20 protein-coding genes are annotated in these 25,228 nt (G+C 41.4%); 4 read left to right on the top strand and 16 right to left on the bottom strand.

The genetic code is table 11. The features are described 5' to 3' along the window. Window positions 1-6: 6 nt before the first annotated feature. Window positions 7-2,001 (bottom strand): winged helix-turn-helix domain-containing protein, encoded by a 1,995-nt coding sequence (locus AC2CZC_RS19190; RefSeq protein WP_484583033.1) that lies wholly within the window; start codon window positions 1,999-2,001, stop codon window positions 7-9. Window positions 2,002-2,136: 135 nt separating this feature from the next. Here AC2CZC_RS19190 and AC2CZC_RS19195 point away from each other — a divergent pair, with 135 nt between their 5' ends. Further along, a complete protein-coding gene (locus tag AC2CZC_RS19195) occupies window positions 2,137-4,143 on the top strand; it encodes a spermidine synthase (protein WP_484583034.1) in 2,007 nt (668 codons plus the stop codon). 78 nt (window positions 4,144-4,221) lie between these two features. Here AC2CZC_RS19195 and AC2CZC_RS19200 read toward each other — a convergent pair whose 3' ends face one another. The 4 genes from AC2CZC_RS19200 to AC2CZC_RS19215 form a co-directional block, all read right to left on the bottom strand. Further along, the gene (locus tag AC2CZC_RS19200; RefSeq protein WP_484583035.1) at window positions 4,222-4,605 is read right to left on the bottom strand and encodes a nuclear transport factor 2 family protein; all 384 of its coding nucleotides are present in this window, start codon (window positions 4,603-4,605) and stop codon (window positions 4,222-4,224) included. Window positions 4,606-4,857: 252 nt separating this feature from the next. Then, on the bottom strand, window positions 4,858-5,910 hold the full coding sequence (locus AC2CZC_RS19205; protein ID WP_484583036.1) for a hypothetical protein: 1,053 nt from the start codon (window positions 5,908-5,910) through the stop codon (window positions 4,858-4,860). A 415-nt stretch (window positions 5,911-6,325) separates the two neighbouring features. Next, a complete protein-coding gene (locus tag AC2CZC_RS19210) occupies window positions 6,326-6,814 on the bottom strand; it encodes a phosphatase domain-containing putative toxin (RefSeq protein ID WP_063363105.1) in 489 nt (162 codons plus the stop codon). Between the two features lie 38 nt (window positions 6,815-6,852). Continuing rightward, a complete protein-coding gene (locus tag AC2CZC_RS19215; RefSeq protein WP_484583037.1) occupies window positions 6,853-7,821 on the bottom strand; it encodes an aldo/keto reductase in 969 nt (322 codons plus the stop codon). A 124-nt stretch (window positions 7,822-7,945) separates the two neighbouring features. Here AC2CZC_RS19215 and AC2CZC_RS19220 point away from each other — a divergent pair, with 124 nt between their 5' ends. Then, window positions 7,946-8,830, top strand: a complete 885-nt coding sequence (locus AC2CZC_RS19220; protein WP_484583038.1) for a LysR substrate-binding domain-containing protein — start codon at window positions 7,946-7,948, stop codon at window positions 8,828-8,830. Window positions 8,831-8,963: 133 nt separating this feature from the next. Continuing rightward, complete coding sequence (locus AC2CZC_RS19225) at window positions 8,964-10,139, top strand: NRAMP family divalent metal transporter (RefSeq protein WP_484584904.1); 1,176 nt, start codon at window positions 8,964-8,966, stop codon at window positions 10,137-10,139. 52 nt (window positions 10,140-10,191) lie between these two features. On the opposite strand, the gene AC2CZC_RS19230 is transcribed toward AC2CZC_RS19225, so the two are convergent. The 6 genes from AC2CZC_RS19230 to AC2CZC_RS19255 form a co-directional block, all read right to left on the bottom strand. Continuing rightward, complete coding sequence (locus tag AC2CZC_RS19230) at window positions 10,192-10,470, bottom strand: YfcL family protein (protein WP_063363102.1); 279 nt, start codon at window positions 10,468-10,470, stop codon at window positions 10,192-10,194. A 13-nt stretch (window positions 10,471-10,483) separates the two neighbouring features. Next, on the bottom strand, window positions 10,484-11,605 hold the full coding sequence (locus AC2CZC_RS19235; protein ID WP_484583039.1) for an ATP-NAD kinase family protein: 1,122 nt from the start codon (window positions 11,603-11,605) through the stop codon (window positions 10,484-10,486). Then, window positions 11,595-12,149 (bottom strand): elongation factor P hydroxylase, encoded by a 555-nt coding sequence (locus AC2CZC_RS19240; protein WP_484583040.1) that lies wholly within the window; start codon window positions 12,147-12,149, stop codon window positions 11,595-11,597. The genes AC2CZC_RS19235 and AC2CZC_RS19240 overlap by 11 nt, the downstream gene beginning before the upstream one ends. Window positions 12,150-12,307: 158 nt before the next feature. Continuing rightward, complete coding sequence (locus tag AC2CZC_RS19245; protein ID WP_484583041.1) at window positions 12,308-15,418, bottom strand: efflux RND transporter permease subunit; 3,111 nt, start codon at window positions 15,416-15,418, stop codon at window positions 12,308-12,310. Further along, entirely contained in the window at window positions 15,415-16,737 is a 1,323-nt protein-coding gene (locus tag AC2CZC_RS19250; protein ID WP_484583042.1) for an efflux RND transporter periplasmic adaptor subunit, read from the bottom strand. The genes AC2CZC_RS19245 and AC2CZC_RS19250 overlap by 4 nt, the downstream gene beginning before the upstream one ends. Beyond that, on the bottom strand, window positions 16,724-18,115 hold the full coding sequence (locus tag AC2CZC_RS19255; protein ID WP_484583043.1) for a TolC family protein: 1,392 nt from the start codon (window positions 18,113-18,115) through the stop codon (window positions 16,724-16,726). The genes AC2CZC_RS19250 and AC2CZC_RS19255 overlap by 14 nt, the downstream gene beginning before the upstream one ends. A gap of 334 nt (window positions 18,116-18,449) precedes the next feature. Here AC2CZC_RS19255 and AC2CZC_RS19260 point away from each other — a divergent pair, with 334 nt between their 5' ends. Next, a complete protein-coding gene (locus AC2CZC_RS19260; protein WP_484583044.1) occupies window positions 18,450-20,291 on the top strand; it encodes a S8 family serine peptidase in 1,842 nt (613 codons plus the stop codon). Window positions 20,292-20,352: 61 nt separating this feature from the next. Here AC2CZC_RS19260 and AC2CZC_RS19265 read toward each other — a convergent pair whose 3' ends face one another. From AC2CZC_RS19265 to fadI, 5 genes are all read right to left on the bottom strand, one after another. Then, window positions 20,353-20,583 carry a hypothetical protein gene (locus AC2CZC_RS19265; protein WP_484583045.1) on the bottom strand — a complete coding sequence of 77 codons (231 nt, stop codon included), beginning with the start codon at window positions 20,581-20,583 and terminating at the stop codon, window positions 20,353-20,355. 74 nt (window positions 20,584-20,657) lie between these two features. Beyond that, window positions 20,658-20,873 (bottom strand): hypothetical protein, encoded by a 216-nt coding sequence (locus AC2CZC_RS19270; RefSeq protein ID WP_484583046.1) that lies wholly within the window; start codon window positions 20,871-20,873, stop codon window positions 20,658-20,660. A gap of 145 nt (window positions 20,874-21,018) precedes the next feature. Then, window positions 21,019-21,417: a hypothetical protein gene (locus tag AC2CZC_RS19275; RefSeq protein WP_484583047.1), complete on the bottom strand. Its 399-nt coding sequence runs from the start codon at window positions 21,415-21,417 to the stop codon at window positions 21,019-21,021. 301 nt (window positions 21,418-21,718) lie between these two features. Continuing rightward, window positions 21,719-23,821: a fatty acid oxidation complex subunit alpha FadJ gene (gene fadJ / locus AC2CZC_RS19280; protein WP_484583048.1), complete on the bottom strand. Its 2,103-nt coding sequence runs from the start codon at window positions 23,819-23,821 to the stop codon at window positions 21,719-21,721. Then, on the bottom strand, window positions 23,822-25,132 hold the full coding sequence (gene fadI, locus AC2CZC_RS19285; protein WP_484583049.1) for an acetyl-CoA C-acyltransferase FadI: 1,311 nt from the start codon (window positions 25,130-25,132) through the stop codon (window positions 23,822-23,824). It abuts the gene before it with no gap. Between the last annotated feature and the right edge of the window lie 96 nt (window positions 25,133-25,228).

Genomic DNA, 25,228 nt, shown 5'->3' on the forward strand with positions numbered 1-25,228 from the left:
ATGTCTTTATCTCAACCGAGCTAATTGTTTTTGACGCGTTGGCTCAGTGAGATATAAAAACTGTGAGTAGTCATGTGCAGCATTGATAAGCATTTTGCCATCTTTATTGCCAATCCATGTGGCATTTGTCTTACCAGACAATAAATCACGTTCTACCAGTTTATAGTGGTTATCCTGCTCCAAAGTGACAAAAAGCGTGTTCGACTCCGTCGTCACACCAATAACCCCTTGTGTTTGTGAGTGCCAAATACGTTCAATTTCGCCAGTGTCGCTGCGCTTAAATACTTCTGATGCATTTGAAAAGTAAATATTATCCGACTCATCCAACCCCATTGAATAGCAGGACAACCTCTCACCTTTTGCTTCGAACTCTTGCAACTCACCCGTTTTTAAATCGAATTTTGCAGCGTGAAACCCTGATCCATCAGGTGAACGGTAAGATACCAATAAAGCATCACTATGGTGATATGCTTCGCGAAGGTAGAAAGAATTGTGCGTATGTGGGATCGCTTCCATTTTATTTGACGCAACATCTATGCGGAATATTGTATCTTTACTAGCTGTAAAGACGGATTTGCCATCTGTTGACCACGCAATACCAAACAGCTCAACATTGTCAGAGTTTTTAAATAGTAGCCGCTCTTGACCCTGCTCATATATAAAAAGTTGCTTTTGGCCAAAACGATGTGATTCAAATGCAAACACAGATGGGTCTGGCGAGAATACAGGCAGAAAGTCCACTGAGGAGGAATTAACTAAGGGTTTTAAGTTCTTAATGTTTTCTCGCTCTGCACTTAAAATATCGACATCTACCTTCACAAGCTCCATAAAAATCTCTTCACCGCTATTCGAGTAGCTTGCGTCTCGCACAATTTGATAGTTTTTAAACGGTAATTTAGAAACTCGGCCTTGTAGATCAACTGAGAGTATTTCATTTCGCTTACTCATCAGTATGCTTTTTTTATCCGGATGCCAGCTTAGCCCACTTAATCCATCTTCAATCGTGACAAGCGTTTTCAGCTGTCCACTATTTAAGTCGAGTAAGTCAACTCGGTACCTATTTTGACCCGCTTCAAAACCTAATGCTATAAAGGCTTCATCAGGGGATAATGATTGCATTAAAAGCCAGTCAGTTTGTTTTGATTGGTGTAAAACATGCTTTTTCTTTGTAATTAGGTTATATGAAACCAGCTGCGTATCACTACTTTCCCGGTGCTTTTCAGTAAAGTAAACCGTATTATCAGTGGCCCAGTCTAATCTATGGCTTGAGATCACATAATCTGTGGTGCGATACGCTTCCTCTTGCTCAAGTGGTACCATTGAAATCAAATCCAATGTGGCAAATTGCAACGACGTGCCAGCCTGCTCTCTTACAGCAAAAACCAGTCCATTACCATTTGGGCTCCAACCCAAACTTAAGTAATCTGCCGACTGGTGTGAAATACGCTTTTCCATTCCTGTATCAAGTTGTTTGATCCAAATATGTTTCGTGTTTTGCTCATTTCGGATAAACGCAATATATAAGTCATTCGGTGACGTCATAAAAGCGAACTCATTCCCTGAACTACTGCTGATAGGCAACAAATTAGAAAAGTCATTTTTATGAGAAAAATGATTTAAAAAGAGAGCAATAAACATCGCTGCAATTATGAAAAAAGCGGTTCCCGCCACCAACACAAATTTATACGCGTTTGACTTTGAGCTTGGAACTTCCAAGCAGTAGCCTCTTTTCGGGTGAGTAATTAACAGTGATTGCTGCTTGGCATCGTCATCAAATGCCTTTCTAAGTATGGCAATACAACGTTGAACGGAGCTTGGGTTAAATATTGCTTTAGGCCATACTGCATTAAAAATCTCTTCCTGACTTACCACCTCCCCTTTATGGGAATACAGGTAAACCAATACTTCCATCACTTTCGGTTCAATGTTGGTTACAGCGCCAAAACCTGTAATTTGACACCGTTTAACATCTACGTGATAACTCCCTATTTCGAACTTCAACTTAACAACTCCTAAATAAGCTTATAATTCATATACTAAGCTTTTCTTAAGACAATCTCTAGCTAGATTATATAGCATCGATAAAACGATTTAATGCACGCTGCCCTCTCACTCAATAAAAAATAAGAATGAATAATGGCAGTACTCTTTACCTTCATAATTTTACTTAGTGCATTTTTACTATTTCAAATCCAACCTATTTTATCTAAAGAACAATTATCTCAATTTGGCGGCGGGGCATCTATTTGGTCAGCTAGCCTATTTTTCTTTCAGACGTGCGTTCTATTGGGATACTTATACATTCACTTGATCCGTCATTTGCGGCTACAATCGCAAATTGCATTACATCTCACCCTGTTAACTCTAGCTGCGGCTGCTACATATACAAACGTTGAAAAAAACATTCTCGATATGCTGCCACCTACTTGGTCAGTAGTAGTATCTCTTGCCGCTCAAATCGGCCCTATTTTTATCATGTTAAGCACCACATCTGTGCTGTTACAAAAGTGGTATTGTTTAATGAACAACAGCCCTGTACCTTACCACTGGTACGCAATCTCTAATTTTGGCTCCCTTGTCGCCCTGCTTACATTTCCCTTTATATTTGAAATTTACTTTGAGCTCACCACACTCAAAGAGTTATGGTTTTTAGCTTTACTCGCATTAGTCGCTTTATTCTTCTCGCTTGTTATATTGCTCATACAAAAAATGTCGCAAAAAAAATGGGAAAACTTAATAAAGCCTACTTCGGTTGCTTTCAATAGCCACCTAAGATGTATCACTCTGGCTGCGCTGAGCTCGCTACTTTTAAGCTCTAGCACTTTTATGATTAACGTTAACATTCCGCCAATGCCTTTAACTTGGGTTGTGCCTTTAGCGATTTACTTAATCACCTTTATCTTTGCTTTTTCGCTTCCTGTGAAAAATCGTAGTTTTTATTCCTACTCAGCTTTAATATTTGCGACTTTAGCGGGCATCTTAATGTATTTTTTAGGAAGTAAATTTAATGCTGTTGCTCAGTTCAGCATGTTTTCACTGATATTATTTGTTTGTACATTTAGCTGCCACAGAGAACTAAGACGAATTGCCCCTGACCAGAATTCAATGACATCATTCTATGTTTGTATTGCCTTTGGCAGTGTACTTGGCAGTTTAACAAGTTCAGTTATAGCACCTGCAACCTTTAACCTGCCTATAGAATACCCTCTTACCCTCATCGCAATTTTTTCTTCACATATATACCTATGCACTCAAAGCTCTGTATCTAAATACATAAAGCTCGGATATATGAGTATATTCATGTCAATTGTTTGTGGTTTCGTACTATTAAATAATGCATATACAAACCTTAACGTAATAACCGAAAGGAACTTCTATGGCATGCTAACAGTTAAAGACATTACAATTAATAATACTGTTGAACGCCGCCTTATAGATGGAACAACAATTCACGGTTACGAACTTATGAATGATATAAGTTCAGGTAAAGGCTATTACCACCAAAGTACAGGTGTTGCTAAAGCAATTGAGGCTTTACAAGTAAATGGGCCAATAAACATCGGGATTATTGGCTTAGGTGCGGGTGTACTTGCACAGTATGGCAAAAAGCATGATACGATAACTTTCTATGAATTAAATCCGGCTGTTTTCGACGTTGCTAAAAAGTACTTCAGCTATCTAGATAATAGTTTAGCCAGTATCAACGTGAAAATAGGTGATGGCAGACAATTGGTTGCTAAAGAGATTTCCCAAAGCACCTTTCAACAAGATGCGATTGTTATTGATGCATTTACCAGTGATGTTATTCCCACACATTTACTCACTGTTGAAGCATTTGAGCTATATTGGCAAAGAATGCACAATAACGGTGTATTAGTCATGCATATCTCCAACAACCATATTGATCTCATGCCCATCATGGCAAGCCAAAGTTTACGTTTTGATAAGTCACTATTGCTTTTTGATTACCAAGGAGATGAAAATTCTCATTTGGGATCAAAATGGGTCATCATGACAAGCAATGAAGAATTCCTGCGCTCAATGCCAGTATCCACGCTCGTAGATAGATATGCATTTACCAACCAATCAACCGCACAATGGACAGATGAAAAGCATAGCTTATTACCCTATATCAAGTTATAAGCTTACATTTTATTTCAATATTGCCTTGTGTAGTCGATATTTTACTTGGCTACACAAGTCGTGTTTGTATCTTTGTACTTAGCTTATATCTTTAATATAGCTAATTTTTTCATTTTTAAATTCAAAGTAAGATTTGCCTTGTATCGTAAGCTCATCTCCTACCTTCATACCATTAGGTAACTCAACAGCAAGCACACCTAAATAGTCAATATTTATTTGGGCAATCGTGTCGTTCACAATAAAATCTGTTACTGTTTGCTTTCTTTGACTAAACAATTTTGCAGACTCTTTAGCTAGATTTTCAAACTCTTGCTTTCCTTCAGCTCTGACATTCACTTCGCCATTAGCCTCATTTTCAAACACAATGCTCTCATCAAATAACGACAACATACGCTCAATATTAAACGCATTATAACTTTCAATATATTGATTAATAAGTGCTAATTTTTCGCTCTCTGGCATTTTTACTTCCTTATACACTTTTATTTTATTGAACAAATACTAAGCTACATCAAAGAATATAAAAAGCAAAGGATGGATACAGCAAGAGACTGTCTTCACTAATTAGAGATGCATGATGTGTGTTTTTTGGCTATTTCAATCGCACTTTAAACTGGATATATTAAAGGCTGTAAAAGACCATTTTAGATCATAAAAGTTGCTAAAGAGCGACAACTTTCTTTAGCAACTTGGTTTACTGAGGTGGGAGATTGATTACTGAAAATATTCGTCTAGTGCGTCTTTGAGGTGCCTTTGCATTGCAGCCCTGTGATATTTCCTAACCCCATAGCTTTGTTCAAGATGAATAAAACGCTTAGAAGATGCATCTGCGCTTTTATGGCAACTGTCTACTGAGTCATTGCTATGACGCCCTTGTACATTCCAAGTACCACCCAAACTTCTTGTGTCATTGCCATATACACAAGCCTTGATAACACCTTCGCTTTCTACACTGCGTCGTATTGAGTGCAGGATGCTGTGCTCTTGAGGGTTCGTTGAATAGCGCACCGTTTCGCTCAAATTGAGCATCAGATCATTGTCAGTGTCGCATTGCGCTTGAAGTTTTGCACGCGTTGTTTTACCAAAACCATGATATTGAATAAATATGGTTGCTTGGTCAAAGTCACTCATATATTCATGTACTACTTGAAATAATGACTCTGTTTGATGCGCAACATCACTGGCTGAATAATTCGTGCCTGTGCACTCACTCACTTCATGGCTGCTGTCACGTCGCGTACCTGCTAACATAAGTAACTTTGTCTGCGTATATAAAAATGCGTCTATTGCCTGTGTGCCTGTAAACGAATCTCTTTTTGGGTGCGGCGCTTGTAATACGGCATTAGTACCAGAGGTATTTAACACATAAGTTCCGCCACCGATGAACCTTTCACTTGGTAATTGATACTTCTCTTGCAATAAAAAGTAGGTTTTGTCTGTATCGACATCATTAAATTGGATAACTTGATAGTCTAATTCATCAGCTAAGTCGCTAGCTAATAACCAATTTTGCTGATGAAAAGCCTCAAATAAAACGTGAAAATTTTGCTGATATTCATGGCTTGGTTGAACCCATTTGTTGTCCGCCTTTGTTCCATAGTTATAAGACTTTAAATGCTTATCTAACTCCCCTGACATCACAACCATGGCTTTACTTGGGAAACTTAACAGGGTGAGCAACAAAAGCAGCAAGGTGAATAGTACATAGGCAGCCAATGGGCGAGCACCGTTAGTAAAGCGAGTTGTATCAGTTTCAAATAGTTGCATAAAACACTCCAGTGGTGTGTATCGAGCTGTCATAAGCAAGCATCCCTGTAAAACCAGTACTAAAGTACCTATTTAAAGCTAGTGACCATGTCAAAAGTTGCACTTATTATTACCAATATCTAAACAAAAGCTCTAGTAAACGTGCGAAAAATGAGCTTTTGGTATTAGCTCATAAAAGGAACAAAAAACCTTTAAAGTTGGAATAAACTCTTAAAATTCATATAAATAAACAACTGATACGACCAGAGTGAAAGATTTACACTTATAAAAGTTATTGAAAAACCGTCGAAATATAAAGAATCTTTATTAAAAACAGAAGGATACTAAAAAACATATTTAGTTAAAGAAAGAAATTACGTTCTTTAGCGAATTAGGAAGTATTAGATGGAAAAATCCATCTAATACAAAAAGAGGATTAGAAGCACTCAAAAAACTGAGATTGATGAGGGTTATTCAATGCGTTTGGCCACACCCTCGAGACTAATTGCCTTGATTGTGCTTTGGTATGGCCAAGTGCCAACAATAGCAACCCTATCATCAAGCACGTTCGGCCCGAGCCTCCCTTGCTGTGCACAGCAACCGTTTTCCCCTGCGTAATGACATGCAATATGTGTTGTAGGTGCTTGTGCCAACGCCGCTTAAATACTTCTGTAGGTATACCATCGTCCGAGATAGGGAATTGCCACCAAAATAACTCAACACTTGCGCACCCAGCTTCCAAACCAGTAACGCCGCTTTGTATCAGTTCTTCATCACTCATTAAAGTGATCACGCCTGCGACATTCGCTTCTTTAAGCTGCTTTAAACTTGAAAATAACGCGACACCTTTGGTCCCTGGGCAGGGCGTCAAAAAGAATGTGTATCCTGACTCTGTCTGTAACTTATCAAATGGGTGCGTTGTCATAGTTATACCCCTTACTCTATGATTTCACTGTATCTTCTTTAGGGTAGAGGGTTCCCTCTTGAGGAGACATATAGGTTGTACCAATCTTCTCTCTCAAGACAAACATCTATCGCCTCTACCGCATTTTTAATCCGTATCTCTTGGGTTGTACCAATCACTGGCTGAACCTTAGCTGGATGGCGTAATACAAATGCCAGCACGATGGCCTCAACACTCACATGATATTTGTGCGCTAGTTTTTTAACTAATTGTGAGGTTTTTCGTACTCTTAGCTCATCTGAGTATAACCCTTGTTCAGAAAATTGCCCTTTTGCCATGCTACCCCATGCTTGCAATTGGATTTCATGCTGTTGACAGTACTCTAAAGTACCACTTACAAAGTCAACTAAGTGATTACCCTGACTACCTACCATTACCCCATCATTCAGCCAATCAAGCTTTGCCAAACTCATCTCAATCTGGTTCGAAATTATGGGCATATCTAAAGCGCTTTGTAAGAAAGACATTTGATGCAAGTTCATATTCGATACAGCAATATGATTGATTTTTCCTTGTCTTTTAAGATGAGAAATTTGCTCTGCCAATTCATCAAGCTGCATAAGTGGATCTGGGCGATGTAGCATAAGTACATCAAGGTATTCGATGTTCAAGCGCGACAATATCCCATCTACAGAGTGTTTCACCCACTCGCTCGAAAAGTCATATCGACCAACTTGCTCATCATTTTTTTTACGAATACCACACTTTGATTGAATCACCATATTCGTTCTTAATTCAGGCCTTTCTGAGAGCACTTTGCCAAACACTTGCTCCGCACGACCATCACGATAAATATCGGCATGGTCAAAAAAACAGATATTAGACTCTAACGCACAATCAATCACGCTATGTGCCTGCATGACATCTGCACTTGTTAAGTGTGGCCCCTGACCACCAAGCCCCATACACCCATACGCGATTGGGCCCACGGTTGGAAAATACTTTTGAATTGGTAAGATTTTTTTCATACTTTATTCCAGCTAGTCGAAATATATAGATGGCTATATGATATTGTTCTTTATATTGAATAAAACAGTTTAATTTAGAACTCTGCGTTCAAAATACCAAACAATAAATTCTGGACTCAACTCTGTGAATGAACACAAACGAATTGAATTATTGATGCTTTTCGTAAAGCTCGCTGAAGAACTTAATTACACTAAGGCCGCTAAAGCGCTTGGGATTTCTAAGGGGCAGTTATCTGAAAAAATTAAACGCTTTGAGCAAGTATTGAATACCCCTTTACTTATCAGAACGACTCGCAATGTAAAGTTAACCCAGTACGGTGTGCAAGTATTCGAGCAAGGAAAAGCCATTCGAACCCAGCTATTTAATTTAGAGCGTAACATCAACAATGAGAAGGTTGAGGGCATTATAAGGCTAACCGCGCCACGTATGTTTGCTCAAGTATATCTGCCAACCCTTTGTGCTGAATTTAAAAAACAGCACCCAAATGTCGAGTTTGATATTGATGCCAGCTACACAACACACAATTTAAATACCAAAGATTATGACTTAGCATTTAGAGCAACAACCACTCCACCACTCGATATGGTGGCAGCGAAATTATTTGATTACCAACATATTATCGTTGCTTCACAGCAGTACATAACAACGCATCAGAATATCAATACCCCGAGAGATTTAGTTAACCATGAATGTATTGTTGTTAATGGACAGTCCTGTTGGCCCTTTAATAGCGAAAAAGTCACTGTCTCCGGCTGGCTATCTAGCAATGACAACAACTTAGCCAAACAATATGCATTGCAAGGCTCCGGTTTAATTCGAATTGCCGACTACTTTATCAATACAGAATTGAATGCTGGTTTATTGAGCACCGTACTCGATGAATATACTGAGCGAAAAAGCAATGGCATGTATCTTTTCTACCCCCAAAGTACATTGCCATCACACAAGCTAAAAACATTTATTCAATTTGTGAAATTGTATTTCAAGACAGAGTCATTTGCTCAGTAAAACAAACAACCGTACTTACAAAGTTTTCACTTGGATAATTTTTTACACGCGCTAACATAGCAAACAAAAACAAGGAAACAACGTGTTATCAGGCATAATTTCAAAATCTAAGGCGCTCGGGCCTGGCATATTAATGGCCACCGCTGCCGTTGGGGGGTCGCATTTAGTGGCTGCAACACAGGCTGGCGCCCTATTTGGCTGGCAGCTATTATGGCTTATTGTGATAGTCAACGTTCTAAAATACCCATTTTTCCGTTTTGGTGTTGAATACACTTTGCACAGTAAGCAAAGTCTGGTGCAAGGCTATAAAGATAAAAACCCATCGCTATTCTATTTGTTTTTTATCATCAATTTACTCGCGGCTGTGGTTAACACGGCGGGAGTCTTGCTCCTTACAGCTGCTTTACTCCAATATATTTTACCGGGCGACTTGGCCCTCACGACACTGAGCTTTGGGTTACTGTTTGTATGCCTTGGGATCCTCATTTTTGGGCATTACAAGGTGTTAGATAGCGCGAGTAAAGTCATTATGGCTTTGCTTTGTGTCGCAACAACTGCCGCCCTTGTCGTTACGCTCGCCAATGGGCCTGCACACCCTGCTCCACAGGTTGCGCCTTCACCATACGAATTGGCCTTACTCGGCTTTATGGTTGCTTTAATGGGGTGGATGCCAGCCCCTATTGAAATTTCAGCGATAAATTCTTTATGGCTTAAAAGCAAACTAAGAAACAGTAAACTGACCAAGCAGCAAAGCTTATTTGATTTCAATTTAGGTTATGCCATGACATTAATACTGGCTTTGATGTTTTTTGCGCTCGGCGTATTACTGCAATACGGCCAGGAACAAAAAATTGAATTGGCAGGTGTCGCATTCTCAAAACAACTCATTGATATGTACGCCCTTACCATAGGGGAATGGTCCCGTTGGTTGATTGCTGTCGTCGCTTTTCTGTGTATGTTTGGCACAACACTCACTGTGTTAGATGGCTACGCAAGAACGTTAGATGAATCATTAAAAATCATCAAACCACACAACAAAAAATACAGTCTGTCCGTGGTCATTGCTATACAATCAGCACTTGGCATGATAGTCATTTTGTTCTTCAAGGGAAATTTAAAAGACATGTTAATGTTTGCCATGACGATGTCGTTTTTAACTACCCCATTTTTCGCTTGGCTTAATTTGTCTTTGATACGGGGTGATATATACGACTCACAGCCAAAGGCTGTCAAAGTCTTTGCTGTACTAGGTCTAATATACCTTGTGTCGTTTTCTTTATTATTTATCGTATGGCGCTGGTTTTTATAACCAGCCATGGCGGGAAAGTCACTCATGACAGTGAGTCATGAGTGATCACACATTAGGCTGCAAGTGCTTTTACCTGCTCCCAAATGCTAACAACGTGCTCTTTGTCTTCATCTGTTAACTCACCATTGCGGTAAGCCTTTACTAGACTTTCTTCAATTTTCGTGTTCAGCTCTTCAGGCTGCAATTCAAGCTCTTCAACTTGTGCATAGCCCACAGCTAAATCAAAATGACCACGTAAATATCCACCAGCAAACAGTTCATCATCATCTGCACGATCGACTAATTCATCAAAAAACTGCTGTGCAGCCTCTACATAGGTTTCAAATGACATTCCGTCTCCTCATTTAATCTTGATGCCCAACGGCATACATCACATGGTCATTATACCCTGTGACGACTTTAATATATCCACTCAATTCATCATCAAGTGCTTGGTCGCCGGTGTCTGCAATTAACGGACGACCATTTAATGCTTGAAGTTTGCGTTTTGTCGCAACGACTACAATATTTTCTTTTCCAATTCTTCTAATGAGCTCTGGGCTAAGTTGCTGATTGCCTCGGCCAAAAATATGGCCTTGCCCACCGATAAGCGTAATAACTAGCTTTGTCGGCTGGTCTTGGGTGAGCTCAAGTAATTGCGCTGCGGTTAAATCCTGCCCTAGCAATTCATGATCTTGGATCAGGTCTACACCAAGTAGGGTATTGTCTAAACCCAGCTCTTCCATCACCGCCTCTACAGTTGATCCAGAGCCCATGATATAACGCACGTCTTCATCCATTTCTGAGATCACAAACGCCGCAATATCAGCCAGCACTAGCTCATCACTTTCTTTACCACCGTTTTTTACGCTTTGCACATAGCGAACTTCACTGGGAACTTGCATTTCACCGTAGCGCTTTGCTTTAACAGTCCCCTCTCTGAATGCCACTTCATCAATATCCATCACATCCGCTTCAGAAAGCGTGACAAGCTCTCCTTTTATGAGCATTTCTACAACGCGACCAGCGGCTTTTGGAGTAATGGCATACACACCACTGTGAATTTTACACCCAGCTGGTACACCCAGCACAGGCGCTTTATCATCAACTACAGTGCAAATATTTCTCGCGGTGCCATCGCCTCCGGCAAACAAAATAAGGTCAACGCCCTGCTCTATGAGTTTTTGCGCCGCGATTTCGGTATCTTGTGCAGCGGTATTTTCACTGACATTAAATACAACATGAGTGTCGAAGCCAAGCTCATTGGAAATGCGCTCACCCATTTCTCCAGAAACTGTATATATTTGAATACCGTCTTTAAATGGTAAAAGCTGTTCAAGTGCCAACTTTGTGCGATTATTTGATTTAGGCTCAGCACCGAGCGACAAAGCTTTTTGCGCTGTATCAGCACCATCGCTCCCCTTGAGGGCAACGGAACCCCCTAACCCTGCAACAGGGTTAACAATTAAACCAAGTTTAAATGACATCTTCTAACTCCTGTGGGCAATCCCAAGAAAACTGTTCTTTTTGTAATGGCCATGTTGTCTGATAAAAAGCAGATATGGCCTTTAATAGTTGCTCTGTACGTTTATTAAAGCCACCTTCTAACAACATCATCACTTGCTGATAAACCCGTTTTTGAAAACTAAAACGGCATGTTTGCTCACCATTTAAATTATCTACCGATACATTAAAATCGAAACCTGCAGCGACACTGAGTGCCCATTCTATTGCTTGAGGTTTGACTTCAACCTTTTCAAACTCGGCCTGCTGAGCTGTATCTCGACCATCAGGGCAATACCAGTAGCCGTAATCCTCTAATAACCGACGTGCCTCACCCGCAACCAGCCAATGCGCTATTTCATGCAAAGCACTGGCATAAAAGCCATGAGCAAAAACCACTTGATGATGTGAACACGTGTCGTTGGCAGGCAGATAAATAGGCTCATCACCCCCTTTCACTAAACGGGTATTATGAGAGTCTGCAAATTGTGTATCGAATATATTTTTTAGGTCAGATATTTGGTGCATAAACGCCAATAAAGCGCGGTCATTCAATGGGCGCTGATTGTACGGACTTTTGATATGAAAGTAAAAAATATGACAACGAATCCCACGAGTATTCTGCTAAGCCCTCTATAAAACACAAAGACATGACACTTAATGATTTAAGTGTCATGTCTATACGGTTATGAGTTCACACTTTTCAATCCAAAACTGCGGGCAAACGTTTGAAGCTTTTCTACCAATAAATAATTCACCGGCACCAGAATAAGCGTGATCAAAGTGGCAAAAATAATTCCAAAGCCCAATGAAACCGCCATGGGGATCAAAAACTGTGCTTGAGTTTGCTGCTCAAACAATAAGGGCATCAAACCAAAAAATGTGGTGATACTGGTGAGCATCACAGGTCTGAATCTGGCAGCTCCGGCACTGAGCACAGCTTGCATTAACGCAGCGCCTTTGACGCGTTGCTTATTAATGTAATCAACAAGTACTAACGAATCATTCACAACCACACCAATTAGCGCCAACATGCCTAGTAAGCTCATAATGGTCAACTCCATAGACATGATCCAGTGACCAATCACTGAGCCAATCAAACCAAATGGGATCACACTCATCACAATTAAGGGTTGAACATATGATTTAAACGGAATAGCTAACAACGCATAAATAATGAAAAACACAAACAGCAACGCCCATGCCAGAGAGCCAAAAGACTCCCGTTGCTCTTTAGCCTCCCCTTCAAGTGAATGCGTGACACCCGGATATTGCGCCACAAGTTGGTCTAGATAAAACTTTAACTCTTCTTGTAGAACAGTCATATTGGTATTTTCTTTATCAATGTCGGCTGTTATGTTCACCGTTCTATATCTATCTATACGGTAAATGCTTGATGGGCTTTGCCCTGGAGTTAACGTTGCGACATGATTCAGCGGCACCGCACCTTGATTTTGAGTCGTGATCAGCAAGGTATTTAACGTTGCTAAGTTGCTGCGCTCATTCAAGGGCAAACGCACCATCACTCGAACATCATCACGACCTCTTTGGATCCTTTGTACTTGCGCACCAAAAAATGCGCTGCGGATCTGACTTGATACGTCTGTGCGAGTTAGGCCTAGCGCTTTGCCTTGTGAAGTTAACTCAATTTGTAGCTCTTCTTTGCCATCACTTAAACTGTCCGTGATATCAAATACGGTCGGAAATGTGGCTAAGTTCGCTTTCACTTGTTGAGCCGCTTCTTTTAGCACCACCAAAGAAGTACCTGTTAATTGCACGTCAATTGGGTCACTAGAGCGACCTATTTCAGCTCTAAATGTTAAGCTTTCTGCTCCAGGAATCGTACCGATAAGGCCTCGCCACTCTCTGACTAGCTGACGAGAGTCGACGCTTAAGGAGCGAGTTTCAGGCGGTGTTATCTCAAATCGCACGCGCCCAGAATTAGACGCACCGCCTCGTCCACCCGTTGTCGCTAAAATATGGGTGATCACGCTCTCACCAGTACTTGGATCTACATACTTATCTTTTAAAACCTGTGCCTTATCAGACATCAAATCAATATATTTGGCGGTCACCTCAAAAGGTGTCCCCGTTGGCAGCGTTAAGTTAGCTCTTACTGTTTCACTTGGAATGCGCGGGAAAAAAATAAACTTAGTCCAGCCACTGGTGATCAAAGTCAAAATGATAATAAAAACACCTGCAAACGCGCTCAACGTAGCCGCTTTATGAGAAATAGCGACTTTTAATGCGGGCTGATAGTATTTTAAAATCGCACGTTCAAAACCATCGGCAAAACGCTGCTGAAAACGGCTAAAACGACCTGGCTGCTGTGCTGCTTTTCTGGGTTTTAGATGCTTTAAGTGAGCAGGTAATACGAACTTTGACTCTATTAATGACATCAATAAAACAGGTATCACGACGGCGGGGATTTGCGCAAAAATAGCACCACGTACCCCATCGATAAAGGCTAATGGCAAGAAAGCAGCCACAGTGGTTAGAATCCCAAAGGTTACGGGGGTAGCAACCTCTTGCGTGCCTTTAATGGCAGCTTCCTCTCCTGATTCAGCGCTATTTAAGTGCGTATAAATGTTCTCGCCAGTTACAATGGCGTCATCGACCACTATGCCTAACACCAAAATAAAGCCAAACAAGCTCATGATGTTAAGGCTTACGCCAAATAGTGGCATGGCCAAGAACGCCCCCATAAAAGAGACCGGAATGCCAATAAACACCCAAAATGCGATAGCCGGACGTAAAAACAAGGTCAGCAATGCCAATACTAAAATACCACCTTGCAGGGCATTTGAAGTCAGCGTTGAGATACGGTTTTTTACGATTACAGAATCGTCATCCCAATAACTGAGTTCATAGCCTTTGGGCAAAGCATCCTGACGCTGTTCAATATACGCTTTAACCTTATCAGCAACGTCAATTGCACTTTGCTGGCCAATGCGATATACCTCAATGAAAGCGGCTTGCTTGCCATTAAAACGCGTTCTCACCGGCGTTTCTTCAAAGCCATCAATAATCGTCGCGATATCTGATAGGTACACCACTGAACCATCCGAATTGGTTTTTATCGGGATCCCTGCAAACTCGTCTTTACGATAAGCTTGACCTTTAGATCGCAGCAGGATGTCCCCACTAGATGATTTGAGATTGCCAGCTGAAATATCAGCACTAGACTGTCCAATTAAATTCGCTACCTGCTTAATTGTCAGGTCGTATTGCCTGAGTTTGTCTTGGCTCAGCTCAATGGCAATCTCGTAATCTCGAACACCATCTAGTTCTACTTGGGTTACGCCGTTTATACGTAATAAGTCATCTCTAACTTGCTCTGCGAATTCACGGGTTTCTTTCTCTGAGTAACTTCCAGCAACAGTGACTGTGATCACATCTCGTCTTCGCTCAGCTAAAGAAATTACAGGCTTTTCCGCATCCGAAGGGAATGTATTTATCGCATCTACTCGGCTTTTTATATCTGCCAACATCTCTCTTGGGTCATACCCACTATCGACTTCAACGCGCACATTCGCAGATCCTTCCGATGAACGACTTGAGATTTGCTTTACCCCTTCAAGGTCTTGCACAGCCTCTTCTATACGGATAGCAATTCCCTGTTCAACATCTTCAGGCGTTGCACCACGTAATGACATGTTGATACTGACCACATCAAGCTCAAAAGAAGGAAATACCTCTAGTGGGATCTTGGTCGACATAGAAAATAAGCCACCAAACAAAATTGATAGCATCAATAAGTTTGCAGCAACAGGATTGCGCGTAAACCAAGCGATCATATCCCTGTCTCCTGTGTTTTTTGCGCTCGCTCTGCTAGCACTTGCTCAACCGTCACGCCCCGCTCTGCTGCTATTTTTTTTAACTTACTTTTTTGTTTGTCAGATAGTTGCTGCCACTGGGATTCCTCAGAGTGAGAAAGCTCAGTGTCTTGTGACGGCTTTTTGTTTAACGCCACCTGTGTTCCTGAGCTTACTTGCCCTAATGGTGTTGTAACTAAGCGCATACCTACTGCGACACCCGACTCGATAATAGCAAGATCATCATTTTGCCAAGCAATTGAAATATCCCTTCGCATGAGTAGGTCCTGCTCATCTAGTACATACACATAACTGCCTTGGTAGATTGCACTACTTGGGATTGTTATCGCATTCGTCAGAGTTCTACCTGAAATTTTCGCTGTGACGTACTGGCCTATTTTTATTGCAAAGTCGCTTTTCTGTTTCACTGAGAAGGGGTCATCTATTTGTGCAACCACGTACAATTGTTGAGATAGTTCGCTAATAGCGCCTTCAGTTCGTACAATTTTGCCCTGCCAACTTTGCTCTTTCACTAAATCAGAGCGTAAATGAACATCGGGTGTAGGTGCATTGATTTCTCCGTCCCTAAAGTGCTCTGGTAAACGTATAAATGCCAAATCTCGGTTGTTTATCGGTAATCTAATTTCTACATAGTCTGTTGCGTATATTTGTGCAAGCTGGCTGTTAGTCGATACCACTTGTCCTAAGTCGACTTTTTTACTCAATATACGCCCGTCAAAAGGCGCGACCAAACGAGTTCGTTCAAGTGCTAGTTCAGCTTTTGCCAACTTTGCTTTTGCAGACAATACATTTGCTTGTTGCGCCGCTAATTGTGGCTTTCTAAGTACCAGATCACTGGCTTCACTACCATCCCCCAAGCGCCTCCAATCAACAAGGGCTTGCTTACCTCTGGCCTGCTCTTCGAGTAAACCTTGTTCGGCGTTTAAGAGTGTCGCTTTAGCAACCTGCACTTCTGCTACATAATCCCTTTCATCAATTTGCAGTAGTACTTCACCCTTTTCAAAAAAACCACCATCTCTAAAATTGTCACTGACAAAGCTTATTTCCCCAGAAACCTGTGCCACCAGCATGCTCTGTGTCCTAGGCTGAACCAGTCCATAGCTCTCTATTTCCATGGTAATTGGCATAGCTTCAAGCTCTACATAGTCGACCACCATTTTCGCCTGCGGCTTTCCCTTCCCCCTTGCAGATTGAGGAGGATTGGACGAAATCAATATCACCAATAAAACAGACACCGCAAATATCGCTGCAGGTAAAATCAATCGCTTAGCTAATGTCATTGCTTACTTCCTCTGTCTGTTGAAAATCACCACCAAGTGCAAGATGGAGTTCTACACGATTTTTAATCAACTCGTTTTTTATTGAAATAAGGCTGCTTTGTGCGTCAAATGACCGTTTTTGAGCATCAAGTACTGTGGTGTAACTGACTAAACCTTTTTGATACTGCTCAAACGACAACTGCTCTGCTAATTGCGCATTTTTCTGAGCTACCAGCGTTTCTTCATATCGTATCCTCAAAGATGCTTCTTTGCTTATACCGTTTTCTACGGCTGCAAAAGCATCTTGAAGACTGTTTAAGTACATCAATTCTTTAGACTTTAACTCAATTCTTGCTAGCTCTTCTTTCGCAGCGAGATTTCCAGCGTTGAAAAGTGGTGCTGATATGCCTGATATGAGAGACCAACCAGCGGCAGAAAATGAGAACGCATCCGAAAATTGCTCACCACCAGGACCATAACTGGCACTGATGTTAATACTTGGAAAGCGCTGTTTATGGGCATAAGCCAATGCCGCGTCTTGCGCCAATAACTGATACCAGCTAGCCATAAGTGCAGGTTTCCTTGTAAGAAGCGTCGAGGGCACCCCGAGAGAAATTGTTGACTCAAGTAATGGCAATTGCGCATTAACCGCCAGTAAGCCGCTGGGATACTCTCCAACTAACCGCTCAAGCGTACGTATTGTGGTCGTTACAAGTGTCTCTTGTTGGGCCAACTTAGCTTGCTCATTACTCAACTCAGTCCGAGCAAGATACACATCTAAAGCACTATTGAGGCCTTGCTTGTAGCCTGACTCAATAATATCGAGGTTTTGCGCTACTACTTCCAAACGTCGTTCCAATAAAATTTTTTGCGTTTTACCCTCAATTACAGCAAACCAGCTTACAACCACGTCTGCAACTAACTCATAAGTTTGCTGCTTGTACTCTGCCATGCTCGCCATCACATTCAGATTGGCTTGACGCGCTTCATCGCTTAATTTGCCCCATAAGTCCAATTCATAATTAACCTTCAGCACCAAAGAATGGTTTGTAGAATACTGTTCTGATGTTGATCTGCGCCGGCTATTGTCCATTTCAGCTGATAATGTTGGCCACAACGCACTGCCACTGATGATAAGCTGCTGCTGTGCAGCTTTGACATCCATTGATTTGCGTTGCAAATTTAAGTTGTTTTCTAATGCTATTGAAACTAAGCCGTGTACTTGCGAGTCGGTAAGCTGCTGCAACCAATTCATACTTACTTCACCTGTAGTATGTGTGTATTGCCATGACTCTGGGGACTGAACGTTTGAGAGGTAGTCGTTATCAATTTGATTTGTCGATTGACAGCCTAGTAACAGCGCTGGCAAGACTGCTACAAGCGAGGTTTTTAGCCACATTATTATATTCCTATCGGCTCTACTCTAGATTACTATTTTAGTTTACTGTGCAGGTTTGCAACGCCACAATAAACTTTACATAGACTTACATTCCAAACTAGTCATTAATACAGGCTTAAAACGCATAAAGATCAGTTTCTTTTCTTCGCAACATGTCTTATAGAATGAAGAGACTGAGCAGGCCAAATAAAGTTTTACCGACCCTATTTGGTTTATTCCATAGAGTAATTGATATGAAAAAATATAAAAAAAGTAAAAAAATTAGGTTTGATTGTTATTTTTTATGATGTTTACCGTTTGATTAAGGGAACACCCAAATAAAGCGGAAAAAATAATGAATAATAAATTAAATATTGTGACTGCTGGTTTATTACTAGCACTAGGTCAAGCAAACGCTCAAACATTCGATAATAGTGCTCAAGAGTATGATCCATCAAAGCATGTGTGGGAATATACATATCAATTAGCTGGTGGTGACCCACTTGTTGTACATCAGTGGCATTTACAGAACAATGGTCAACATGCTGGTGCTATCACTCCGGGCGTAGCTGGTATTGACTTAAACCTCGATTTCACGCATCGCCGTGGTATTTTAGGCCAAGGTATCAACATTGCTGTTATTGATGATGGCCTTGCTACTTACCACCCTGACCTTGCACCAAATATGGCACAAGGCGATGTGCTTAACCCTGACCCGTATATTTATCAGTACTTCTCTAGAGGTCGTTTAACAATTGACGACCACGGTACTAAAGTAGCTGGTATTGCTGCCGCTGCTGCATATAATGGTCAAGGTGGTCGTGGTGTTGCTCCTGCTGCAACATTAACTGGTGCTAATTTAATTGGTAATGAAAGCAATTACGTAGGTCGTGATGTTGCTATCCGCGCCGTGATGGATATGGATGGTGCTGTTGCACCTATGAACAAGCATACAGATGCACGCGTTATCAACCAAAGTATTGGTTACTCATTCTCTGATGCTAGCATTTATGGCAATTATCGTGGTTTCTTCGATAACATCGATAATGTAACGAAAAAAGCAGTGACTGAAAGTCACGGTGGTCGTGGTGCCATGGCGGTTAAATCAGCAGGTAATAGTCATTTCATTGGCGGCCGCTGGTTAGATAGAGACAATGGCCTTCTTACCCTTATCTACCCTAATGGTTATGCACTTCCTGCATATGATGCTTCTATTGCAGATCCAACTAACGCAAATTTCTGGAACCTAACTGTTTCAGCATTAAATGCTAAAGGTAACCTTGCTGCATACTCTACTGGTGGCTCAGCAGTATTACTTACCGCACCAGCTGGTGAGTGGGGTCGTTACAGTCCTGCAACTGTAACGACAGCGCTACCAAAATGGTGTACTGATGCAACAGAAGCACAGTGTGAAAACCCAATGTATGCGTTCAATATGAATGGTACTTCTGCTGCAGCCCCTGCACTTTCTGGCGCAGTTGCCCTTATTATGTCAGCGAACCACCAGCTTTCATGGCGTGATGTTAGACACCTGATGATCACAACTGCTACAAAAGTAGATGCAGATGCAAAACCACGTATGATTGGTGACTACGAAGCTATTCCTAGCTGGCAGGTTAACGGCGCAGGTCACGCATTCCATTATGATTATGGTTTTGGTCTAGTAAATGTTGATGCTGCGGTTGAAAAAGCATTGCTAACAGGTCCTATCCTTGGCGACTTACAAATCAAATCGTACGATGTACCAGTTGCTGCTGATGCATTCATTTACGATGGTGATTTCTCTGGTACCGAGTCTGTTCATACTCAAACAGAAAACCTAACTGTAGAAGGTGTAAGAGTACACCTAGACTTAGAACATGACCGCCTAGGCGATTTATCAATTGAGCTTATCTCTCCAAGCAATACACGCAGCGTTATTTTAACTGCGGGTACTGATATTGAAGGTAATAAGTTCAACGGTAACGTTATTCTTTCAAACCATTTCTATGGTGAATCAGCGAAAGGCGATTGGAAACTTCGTATTATCGATACTAATGCCAAAGATGCATGGTCTGAGCGAGTATATGACCTTGGCACAGGTAAGTTTGTTGAAAACTCACTGACAGTTACGCCACAGCGCAGTGACAAAGTTCAGGCTAACAACACTAAACCAGGTCAGCTGACTGGCTGGAGCATCACGTTCTACGGTCATTAATCCAAAAAGAGAGCTACATAAGTAGCTCTTTTTTTAAATTTACCATTACACAGTATATAACTTATGCATACCCTGATGCATAACATAACCACCCAGGGCCGACGTCCATTTGGATACAACGAACTCCAGGGTTCCTAGAAGATTTGGTAATTTTTTTCCACTGCGCAACAGCATCCGCAGTTGCCCATGATTTATAAGGGCCATATGCTTGCGTTGTTACCAGCTCAGCCGCAGCTGCACTGAAAGTGCCGCATAACATAGCTACACATAATATTTTAGAAAACACTTTCACAATTAATTCCTTTTTATATTAATTTTAGACTTTTTGTAAACAGCCCGTAAAGTTTAAAAATACACTGCCCTCTTTTAACGAAGTACCGCGTCACAACGCCACGTAGGTTGCATTGTTCTTTGATAACAACTCATGCTTACAACAGTTAACTTTTTCCACTGAGCATAATAGCCAATATATGCCTGCGCCTGACCTTTAGAGTAACCATAAGCAGTATATGTTTGATCAGCTACAGCATAAGAAGACCCTAATAGCGCAGCCATCGCCAAGACTTTATTGAAATTATTCATATTTTTCCTTAATAAAATTATTGCTTTAGATAGTTATTTAAGTTAGGTAAATCACTACTAACTTTTGAAAAAACACTTAAGAGTTCAGTAAAAGAGGTAATATTTAGATGTTAAATACTCTTAATCTGAAGATATACATTGGTGATCATGCATAACCACGTGCCGTGCATTGCCATACAGAGCCCAGACCAACTCTTTGACATTGGACACTCGTTGGTGTGCTTGAGGAGTTAGCCGCCTCTCTCCAAGCGCGGATAACGTTTGTAGTGGCACTTGCTTCGCTGCCACCATATGCTGAAGCAGTTACTAATTGACCAACAGGCTTTTTACTCAAAGCACCAGTGCACTTCCAAGGTGGTTGCATGCTCTGGTGTACGCAATACATACTGGTTACTGTATAGTTATTTCTCTGTGCGTAACTATAAATATAACTTTCTGCTTGAGCTCTATTCGAACCATATGCAGTGTAATATTTATCAGCAGCCGCCGCATAAAACGTACTAAACAAAAGAACAAACACCATTAACAAATTTAATTTTTTCATTTTTATTCCTTTATCAACACAAATAAACCTGTGTAAAAATAATACAAATAAAAACACCGCACCAATGATTAATATTCAACCTAAAAGGCGAATTAAAATGGCACTTAAATTTGTAACAAATTGATTTAAAATACTTTTTAATGACACTCAAGCCAGAAATACAAAAGTTAAACAACGGTAAATAACAAGTTAACGGGAAGACTTTTTCACATTTAATAAAATATTAATATTCAGAAAGGGTTCAGGTAGGTTAAAAAATTAGGAAAACACGAATGTTTTCGCGTTTTCCCCTAATAAAAGATTAACTATAGTAAGCTTCACCCGCTTCAGCTTTTGCTTTTAACGGTTCTGAAGGAGTGAAAACATCATTTTCGGTTGCATAAGTAGATAGCTCTGAACACACCTTGTTAATACCGCGTTTATCCATATAGCTAAACGGACCGCCCAAGAAAGGCGGGAAACCGATCCCGAAGATAGCCCCAATATCACCATCTCTTGCTGAAGCAATAATGCCTTCATCTAAACAACGTGATGCTTCATTAAGCATTTGCGAGACACAGCGGTTGGCAATTTCTTGCTTATTTAAACGAGGTGCTTGGGTGATCCCAAGTAAATCATAAACAGACTCATCCACCTTTTTGCCTTTTTTACCTTCATAGGTATAAAAACCACGGCCGGTTTTTCTGCCAAGACGCTTATTTTCAATCAAGCGCTCGAATGCATTAGGCGCCTTAAAGCGCGCTCCTAGCTCTTTTTCAAGAATAGGCGCAATCTTAGAACCTATATCAATCCCAACTTCGTCAAGCAACGCAAGCGGACCGACAGGGAAGCCAAACTCAACCAATGCTTGATCTATTTTTTCAATCGGCTCACCTGCGAGTAGAAGGTTTGCAGCTTCGTTCACATACGGGGCCAAAATTCTGTTTACATAAAATCCGGCTTTGTCTTTTACAACAATGGGGGTTTTACCTTGCTTGCGCGCAAAATTAACTGTTTTTGCAATGGTCTCTTCCGATGTACCTTCGTGAGGAATGATTTCCACCAGCGGCATTTTCTCTACCGGAGAGAAGTAATGTAAACCAATAACATTTTGAGGGCGTGCTGCATTTTCAGCAATTTGTGCAATCGGTAATGAAGAAGTATTACTGGCAAAAATTGTCGACTCAGCACATTCACGTTCGATATCAGCCACCATACCTTGTTTTAAAGCAAGATCTTCAAACACCGCTTCAATCACAATATCAATATGTTCAAAACCACTGTAATCCGTTGTGCCTGTGATACTGTTCATCGTAGATTGCATTTGCGCTTTGGATAAAATGCGGCGCTTTTGCTTTTTCGATAGGATCTTATAGCTATAGTTAAGTGCATTGCTGATGCCTTGATGCGCAACGTCTTTAATACGCACTCTCACGCCTGCTTTGGCTGCACTCACATGCGTGATCCCCGCGCCCATTAAACCACCACCAAGCACAGCCGCTCGCTCGATTTTGGCGGCATCATCACTTTGCCACTCTTTTTTCATCTCTGTTGTTGCGAAGAAAATACCACGCAATGAACGCGAGACCTCTGTCATCACCAAATCAGCAAACCCTTCGGCTTCCGTTTTGTATGCTTTTAGTTCATCAAGCTCTACAGACGCCCGAACAGCCTTGATAATGGCAAGTGGAGCCGGGTAATGACCCGCCGTTTTCTTCTCTACATTTTCTTGCGCTTTTTTGAAAATGATGTTGCGACCAAACGGGTTTGATTCCAACAGCTGACTTAGCTTATCTAGTTTTGGCTTACGCGCTTTAGGCTTGCCTTTACGGGCCAGTTTAACTGCCACTTCCATTAAAATACTTTGCGGCACACTTTCATCAACCAAGCCCGCTTTAGCCGCTTGCTTCGCCCTAACCTGCTTGCCTGTTAACATCCATTCAAGCGCTTTTTGGATACCAACCAATTTAGGCAGCCTTTGTGTGCCGCCACCGCCCGGTAATAGACCTAGCTGTACTTCAGGTAAACCAAGTTTGGTTTTATCATCGCTGCTACAAACTCGGTAATCACATGCCAGAGCAAACTCTAGCCCGCCACCCAGAGCCGCACCATGAATCGCAGCTACCGTTGGGAATGGTAAGGATTTCATTTTGAAAAATGCCTGCTGACACATTTCAGAAAGCCTAAGTGCGTCTTCTCGCGTATTCGCATTATCAAGCATCTTGATATCTGCACCGGCAATAAAGTTGTCCGCTTTACCGCTCACAAAGACCATGCCTGTGACATCATCTTTTTTACCTTGATCGAGAATTTCCAGCAACTCGTCCGCAAAAGAATCACGCAAAGTGTTCATCTTCTCGCCAGGTACATCAATTGTGACCAAAGCAACTTTGTGACTATTTAATTCATAATTAAATACTGACATTTATGCACTCTCCAATACAAAAGCCGCACCTAAGCCACCAGCCGCACATGCTGTTGTTAATGCAAGCCCACCACCTCGGCGTTTTAATTCATTTAAACTTTGTGTGATTAGTCTGGCACCCGTTGCTGCAAATGGATGCCCATAAGCAAGTGATCCACCATTAACATTGAATTTATTCATATCAATTTCACCAATGGCTTTACTGCGGCCCAGTTTCTCTTGCGCAAACTTGTCTGATGCAAACATCTTCACATTAGCCAGCGCTTGTGCAGCAAACGCTTCATGCATTTCAATTAAATCTAGATCTTTTAATTCAATACCCGCTCTGTCCAATGCTAAAGGCGTTGAATGCGCAGGACCCATTAGCATGTCTTCATGTACACTAATTGCAGAGAAAGCGTAAGAGCGCACATAGCCAAGAATTTCGTAACCAAGTGCTTTTGCTTTACTCTCGCTCATCATCAGTACCGCAGCCGCGCCATCTGTCAGTGGTGTTGCGTTAGCAGCAGTCACTGAGCCATGTTTTCTATCAAATACTGGACGCAGCTTTGCATACCCTTCAAGGGTTGAGTTAGCACGAATATTATTGTCTCTATCAATGAATTGTTTGTATGGTTCAACATGCGCAGTCATCACTTCTGGCAAAAGAAGCCCTTCATCCCAAGCTTTAGCAGCTAAAGAATGTGAACGATGTGCTAATGCATCTTGTTCTTCACGACTGATACCGTGTGTTTTTGCCATTTGCTCTGCTGTATCCCCCATTGAAAGGCCTGTAGAATACTCTGCAACAGCTGGCGGTACTGGTAGTAAATCTTTTAAACGTAATTTAGAGAAGATTTTCAGGCGCTGGCCTAAGGTTCTTGCTTTATTAAGGTCAACTAGACTGCCCGCAAGCTTTTTACTGACACCAATAGGAAGGACAGATGAAGAGTCGGCACCTCCAGCAATACCTACTGCACTGTGGCCCGCGATAATGGACTCCGCGACATTCGCCACAGCCTGAAAACTCGTCGCACAGGCACGAGATACAGAATAAGCATCTACCGACACCGGCATACCTGTACCCAATACAATTTCACGGGCGATATTTGGCGCTTCAGGCATTTGCACCACTTGGCCAAAGACGAGCTGGTCAATTTCTTTTTTGTCGATGTTAAGTCGTTCCAGCATTTCATTGACCACGGCTTTACCCAGATCAAGCGCAGGCACATGATGATAAGCAGTTGCTTGTTTTGCGAAAGGAGTACGCAGGCCACTGACGATGGCAATACGGTCTCCGTTTATTGTTTTTAGAATGTTTTGTCCAGACATGAATTTGCTCTCCCGCTGACAGGTCTGACCTGTTATTTTAACTCGATTCTAAACAACCGAATCCATTCTGCCAATAGAAAAATGGAAATTGTCTGT

This window comes from Pseudoalteromonas sp. MMG033 (assembly GCF_057197785.1).